The organism is Streptomyces sp. NPDC031365 (assembly GCF_055569765.1).
Map to the genome: position 1 here is coordinate 163,052 of NZ_JBVIIM010000018.1, position 6,104 is coordinate 169,155.

Here is a 6,104-nt window from a genome sequence, read left to right on the forward strand (position 1 = left end):
ATGAGCGAAGAGAACATCTGCCGCCGGCTGACCGGCCGCAGCGCCGTCGTCACCGGCGCGGGCAGTGGCATCGGCCTCGCCACGGCCCGCCGGCTCGCCTCCGAGGGCGCCCATGTCGTCTGCGCGGACGTGGACGAGGCACGCGGCAAGGCCGCCGCCGAGGAGACCGGCGGCATCTACGTCCACGTCGACGTCACCGACCCCGAGCAGGTCGAGGCCCTGTTCCAGGCCGCGTACGACACCTACGGCAGCGTCGACATCGCCTTCAACAACGCCGGGATCTCCCCGCCCGACGACGACTCCATCCTGGAGACCGGCCTCGAGGCCTGGAAGCGCGTCCAGGAGGTCAACCTCACCTCCGTCTACCTGTGCTGCAAGGCCGCCCTCCCCCACATGCGGCGCCAGGGCAAGGGCTCGATCATCAACACCGCGTCCTTCGTGGCCCGGATGGGCGCGGCGACCTCGCAGATCTCGTACACGGCCTCCAAGGGCGGCGTTCTCGCCCTGTCCCGGGAACTCGGTGTGCAGTTCGCCCGCGAGGGCATCCGCGTCAACGCCCTGTGCCCCGGCCCGGTCAACACCCCGCTGCTCCAGGAGCTGTTCGCCAAGGATCCGGAGCGCGCGGCCCGCCGCCTGGTGCACATCCCGCTCGGCCGGTTCGCCGAGGCGGAGGAGATCGCCGCCGCCGTCGCCTTCCTGGCCAGCGACGACTCCTCCTTCGTCAACGCCACCGACTTCCTGGTGGACGGCGGAATCTCGGGGGCGTACGTCACCCCGCTGTAGCGCTCGTCGTTACAGTGCCCGAATGAGCATGACGCCCCCGCCCGGCTGGTACCGCGACCCGCACGCCCCGCACCGGGAACGCTGGTGGGACGGCACGGCCTGGACCGGGCACCGGCGTCCGCCCGAGGCTCCCGCCGTGCCACCGGTCCCGTCCGCGGGAGGCACGGGCGGCACGGGAGGCGGAGGCTCAGGCGGTGCGGACGGCACGGGCCGCGCGAAGGCGGTCGCCCTGACCACCGCGGGGGCCGTGCTCGTCGCCGCGGTCGTCACCGGCGTGGTGGTGCTCGGCGGGGACGACGGCGACCCGGAGACGAGAACCGGCCCGGCAGTCACCGGTACGGTCTCCGCGACCGAGCCGCCGTTCGTGTCGCCGACCGCGCAGGAGCCCCCCACCGACGACCCGGACATCGTCGAGGACCAGCTCAACGGCGTCACCTTCCCGCTCATCGACGGCTGGGTCAGGCCCGAGCACATCGCCCAGGACGACGTCGTCATGACCACCGACGGCACCTACGACTGCCCCGGCGAGGGCTCCGTCTGCCGCCACGGCCTCGTCATCTCCCGCACCGTGACCGAGAGCGACACGGCCTCGCCCGAGGAACTCGCCAAGGACGACATCCCCGACGCCGCCGACGACGCCTTCGACGAGGACACCCTCGGCCAACGCCCGTACGGCGGCCTCACGTCCCACAAGGTCGTGAAGTCCGGCCCGGTCGCGGTGGCCGGCCGCGCCGGGTACTTCGTACGCTGGCGCGTCACCACCGCCAAGGGCCCGGGCGGCTATGTGCAGTCGACGGTGTTCCCCTCCAGCGTGGGCACCGGGTCGCCGGTGCTCGTCCGGTACGTCTTCGAAGCGGGCGAGGACGGCCCGCCCCTGGCCGACATGGACCGCATCACCAAGGGCATCCGCGCGGTCACCGACGAGGCGTCCGGCGGTGGCGTCGGCAGCAGCATCGGCCCGACGGACTGAGCCCTCACAGGAACGTGTGACCCTCACCACGGTACGTCGGCACGGTAGCCGTCACCCTGTCGCCCTCCACCAGACGCAGCGCGTCGAACCGCTCGCACAGCTCGCCCGCCTTGGCGTGCCGGAACCACACCTTGTCGCCGATCAGCAGGTCGTCGGCGGGCGGACCCAGCAGCGGGGTCTGTACCTCGCCGGCCCCCTCCTGGGGGTCGTACCGCAGTCCCTCGGGCAGGTACGGCACCGGCAGCCGGTCCGCGCCGGGAGCACCGGAGGCCGGATAGCCCCCGCCGAGGACCGTCACCACGCCGACCCCGGGCCGCCGTACGACGGGCAGGGCGAAGAGGGCCGCCGGACGCCCACTGAACGACGTGTAGTTGTCGAACAGCCGCGGCACATACAGTCCGGAACCGGCCGCGATCTCGGTGACCGCGTCCTCCGCGGCGGTGTGCTGCACGCTGCCCGTGCCGCCGCCGTTGACGAACTCCAGATCCGGTACGACCTCCCGCACCGCCCGCACCACCGCGGCCCGCCGCTCGGTGAGCTCACGGCGCGCGGCGGCCTGCATCAGCCGCACCGCCCGGGACCGCAGCGGGCGTCCGGCCACCGCGTCACCGACCCCGGCCACATGACCCTCGTACGCCATGATCCCGACGACCCTGAACCCGGGCCGACGGGCCACCGCGCGCGCGACCTCGGCGACCTGGGCGGGGGAGTGCAGTGGCGAACGGCGGGCGCCGACCCGCACCCGTCCGCCGAACAACTGGAGCGCCGTGTCCAACTCCAGGCACACCCTCACCACCTCGTCACCACCGGCGCGGGACGCGTCGATCAGGTCCAGTTGTGCCGGATCGTCGACCATGACCGTGACGGCGGCGGCGAGTTTGGCGTCGGCGGTGAGTTCGGCGTAACCGGTCCGGTCGGCGGACGGATAGGCGAGGAGAACGTCGTCGAAACCGGAGCGGGCCAGCCACAGGGACTCGGCCAGCGTGAACGACATGATGCCCGCGAAGCCGTCCCGGGCCAGCACCCGTTCCAGCAGCGCACGGCAGCGCACGGACTTGCTGGCGACCCGGACCGGCTTGCCTCCGGCCCTGCGGACCAGATCGTCCGCGTTGGCGTCGAAGGCGTCCAGATCCACGATCGCCAGAGGGGCTTCGAGCTGGGCGGTGGCCCGGTCGTAACGGGCCCGGTCGGCGGCGCGCGCAGTCATGACCGCAGCCTGCCAGACAGAATTACCGCAGGGTAGGGGGACGTTCCGGGCAGATGCCACGCGCCTGCGGACTGGTTCCCGTTGCACGCGGACTACGCCGTAGAGTGACGCGCACGCACGGTGGAGCGAGGCCGGCCCGGGGTCCGGGCGGGATGACGCGCCGTCCGTGCGGGTATCTCTGCCCGGGACGAGTCCGTGCCGGGCCCCTGGCAGCGAAGACACCGGCCCGCACTGGCAGAAACGGCCCGGGCACGAGGAAACGGGGGGTGCATGAGCACGGAAGCGCGCCGCGCCTCCCTCCCTCCGCGCCCCACCGTCCCTCCACTCCCCGCCCAGCCACCGGCCCCACCGGAGCCCGCCCCGGCAGACCCCGCCCAGCGGGGCCGGACCGCGGGCGGCCCGGGCGCCTTCGACGCCCGGGAGCCTGTCCAGGGAGGTTCGGAGTCCGCGGCGCCCCCTCCGCCGCGCGCCTCCGCCCGTTTCCCCGACACCCCGCCGACCGTGGGCCGGGGTTCGCGTTCCCCGGATGTCCCGCCGGTCCTGGGGCGGGGTCCGGGGAACGCGGATGCCGCACCGACCGTGGGCGGGGGCCCCGGTTTCCCCGACGCCCCGCCCGCCGTACCGCCGCAGCCCAGCCACCGGCCCGCCGCACGAGGCGCGGGCGCTCCCGCGGAGACCGCGTCGGAGACCACCACCCGCCTGCGTCCCGTCCCCGCCCGCCCGGTGTACCGGCCGGGCGGCACGTCCCGGATGCCGACCGCCCCCTCCCGCCCGGCGCGCCCGCACCCCGGGGAGGAGCACCGACCCTCCGGGGCGGGCCCCGCGCACGCCCCGACCGGTGCTCCCGACCCCTCGCTGTCCTGGAGTACCCCCACGGCGCCCGGCGGCGTCCCGGGGGCCGGACGGGCGGCCGTCGTGTCGTTCGGGGAGCCGGAGGGCTACGACGAGCACACGCGTCCGCGGCCCTTCGGGCGGCGAAGCCGGTCACGGATCGTGACCGCCGCGGCCTGTCTCGTCCTCGGCACCGGGCTCATCGGCGGTGCCGTCACGGGCAGTTGGCTGGCGGGCGACTCCGAAAAGACCGGCGCCCGGCACGGCTTCGCGGCCGCCGGGGACATGTGGCACACCGTGCCCGTCGACCAGCTGTTCCCGCCCACCCTGCAGGGCAGGGGCGCGGGCCCCGGCGACGCCGACCGTTCCTGGACCCGTATTGCCGTGGCCCCCGACAGCGGCTGCAAGGGTGCCTTCGACCCTCTGCTGCGCAAGGCACTCGACCCCGTCGGCTGCGAGCGCCTGCTGCGCGCCACCTACACCGATGCCACCCAGAGCCATGTCACCACCGTCGGCCTGCTGTTCACCGAGGCCGACGCCGCCGGCATGACCTCCCTCGCCCGCCGCTTCGACACCGAGCGCCTGGACCGCCGTACCGACCTGATGCCCCTGCCGTACGCGGCGAAGGGCACGGCCGCCGCCGGTTTCGGCGCCGAGCAGCGAGCCTCCTGGGTGATCTCCGTCCTCACGGACGCCCCCGTCGTCGTCTACGCCGTCACCGGTTGGGCCGACGGCCGCACCGCCGACGACCCGCAGCCCGCCGAGGACGCCATGGAGCCCGGAGCCACCACCGCCCCCGCCCAGGCAGGCCTGGGCCACGAGGCGCAGGGACTCGCCGACCGCGTCGAGCGCGGTCTGCGCAAGAAGGCGGGCGCCACGGAGCAGCCGTCGTGAGGCCCGTCACCGGCCGGCGTCCCGCCGCGGTCCTCGGCGCGCTCCTCGCCGCCATGCTCGTGCTCCTGCCCGCCACGCCCGCGCACGCCGACGGCATCCGCGTCCGGCAGTGGTCCCTGGAGGCCATGCACACGCAGGAGGTGTGGCAGACCACGAAGGGCGCGGGTGTCACCGTCGCCGTGCTGGACACCGGCGTCGAGGCCGACCATCCCGACCTCGACGGCAACGTCCTCACCGGCAAGGACCTCGTCGGCTTCGGCGCGGGTGAGGGCGACCGCGCCTGGGCCCGCCACGGCACCGCCATGGCCGGGATCATCGCCGGTCACGGTCACGGCCCCGGGAACGCCGACGGCGTCATGGGCATCGCGCCCGAGGCGAAGATCCTCCCCGTCCGCGTGATCCTGGAGGACGGCGACCCCTCCCGCGCCAAGGCCCGCAGCACCCGTGGCAACGCCCTCGCCGAGGGCATCCGCTGGGCCGCCGACAACGGCGCCGACATCATCAACCTCTCCCTCGGCGACGACTCCGCCTCCGCCCACCCCGAACCCGGTGAGGACGAGGCCATCCAGTACGCCCTGCGCAAGGGCGCGGTCGTCGTCGCGTCCGCCGGGAACGGCGGCGAGAAGGGCGACCGCGTGTCCTACCCGGCCGCCTACCCGGGCGTCATCGCGGTGACCGCCGTCGACCGCTACGGCACCCGTGCCCCGTTCTCCACCCGCCGCTGGTATGCCACGGTCAGCGCCCCCGGAGTCGACGTGATCATCGCCGACCCCGACCACAAGTACTACGAGGGCTGGGGCACCAGCGCCGCCGCCGCGTTCGTCTCCGGGGCCGTCGCTCTGGTGGAGGCGGCCCATCCGGGTCTGACCCCGGCCCAGATCAAGCGGCTCCTCGAGGACACCGCCCGCAACGCCCCCGCCGACGGCCGCGACGACTCCCGCGGCTTCGGCTTCATCGATCCGGCCGCCGCGATCAAGGCCGCGGCCCGTCTGAAGCCCGGCGGCCTGAGGTCGGCGGCCCACGGCGAGAAGTACTTCGGCCCCGGCCCGGACACCGAGAAGTCGGACGACAGCACCGCCGACTGGGCGGCCCCCCTGGCCGGCAGCGCCGGCGCCGTCCTGCTCGTCGCCACCGTGGTGCTGTGGCGCGGACGCCGCCCGGGCCGGGAGCGGTTGTAGCCGCTTGCCGGGGATGGTGACGAGGCCGAACCGGCTCGATCGCGTGATCGTCCATTCAGCGACCTGCGGCACGCCGGGCCGACCGGGCCGACGTGCCCGTGCGGCCCGCGGCGCCTGTACGGTGCCGACCTGCGGGCCCCCGCTTCTCCCCCGTTATGTTTTTCGCGGTCCTGCAAGAGGGCCGCTGGCCTCCGGGTCCGGCATGACTGTGTCCCCCTGTCGAACGGATGACCTGGGGGGT

Annotated in this window: 5 protein-coding genes; 4 read left to right on the forward strand and 1 reads right to left on the reverse strand. The window is 74.5% G+C overall.

Going from position 1 to position 6,104, the window contains the following annotated elements; all coding sequences use genetic code 11:
- On the forward strand, window positions 1–783 hold the full coding sequence (locus ACZ5C2_RS25125; RefSeq protein WP_468795029.1) for a 3-oxoacyl-ACP reductase: 783 nt from the start codon (window positions 1–3) through the stop codon (window positions 781–783).
- Window positions 784–811: 28 nt separating this feature from the next.
- Window positions 812–1,753, forward strand: a complete 942-nt coding sequence (locus ACZ5C2_RS25130; protein ID WP_468795053.1) for a DUF2510 domain-containing protein — start codon at window positions 812–814, stop codon at window positions 1,751–1,753.
- 4 nt (window positions 1,754–1,757) lie between these two features.
- On the opposite strand, the gene ACZ5C2_RS25135 is transcribed toward ACZ5C2_RS25130, so the two are convergent.
- Window positions 1,758–2,960, reverse strand: a complete 1,203-nt coding sequence (locus ACZ5C2_RS25135; protein WP_468795032.1) for an amino acid deaminase/aldolase — start codon at window positions 2,958–2,960, stop codon at window positions 1,758–1,760.
- A gap of 579 nt (window positions 2,961–3,539) precedes the next feature.
- Between ACZ5C2_RS25135 and ACZ5C2_RS25140 the strand changes: the two genes are divergently transcribed.
- Window positions 3,540–4,685, forward strand: a complete 1,146-nt coding sequence (locus ACZ5C2_RS25140; protein ID WP_468795035.1) for a hypothetical protein — start codon at window positions 3,540–3,542, stop codon at window positions 4,683–4,685.
- Between the two features lie 53 nt (window positions 4,686–4,738).
- Complete coding sequence (mycP, locus tag ACZ5C2_RS25145; RefSeq protein ID WP_468795055.1) at window positions 4,739–5,863, forward strand: type VII secretion-associated serine protease mycosin; 1,125 nt, start codon at window positions 4,739–4,741, stop codon at window positions 5,861–5,863.
- Window positions 5,864–6,104 lie beyond the last annotated feature (241 nt).

Coding starts and splice junctions, on each gene's coding strand:
- ACZ5C2_RS25125 (WP_468795029.1), top strand. CDS start 1: ATGAGCGAAGAGAACATCTGCCGCCGGCTGACCGGCCGCAGCGCCGTC.
- ACZ5C2_RS25130 (WP_468795053.1), top strand. CDS start 812: ATGACGCCCCCGCCCGGCTGGTACCGCGACCCGCACGCCCCGCACCGG.
- ACZ5C2_RS25135 (WP_468795032.1), bottom strand. CDS start 2,960: ATGACTGCGCGCGCCGCCGACCGGGCCCGTTACGACCGGGCCACCGCC.
- mycP (WP_468795055.1), top strand. CDS start 4,739: ATGCTCGTGCTCCTGCCCGCCACGCCCGCGCACGCCGACGGCATCCGC.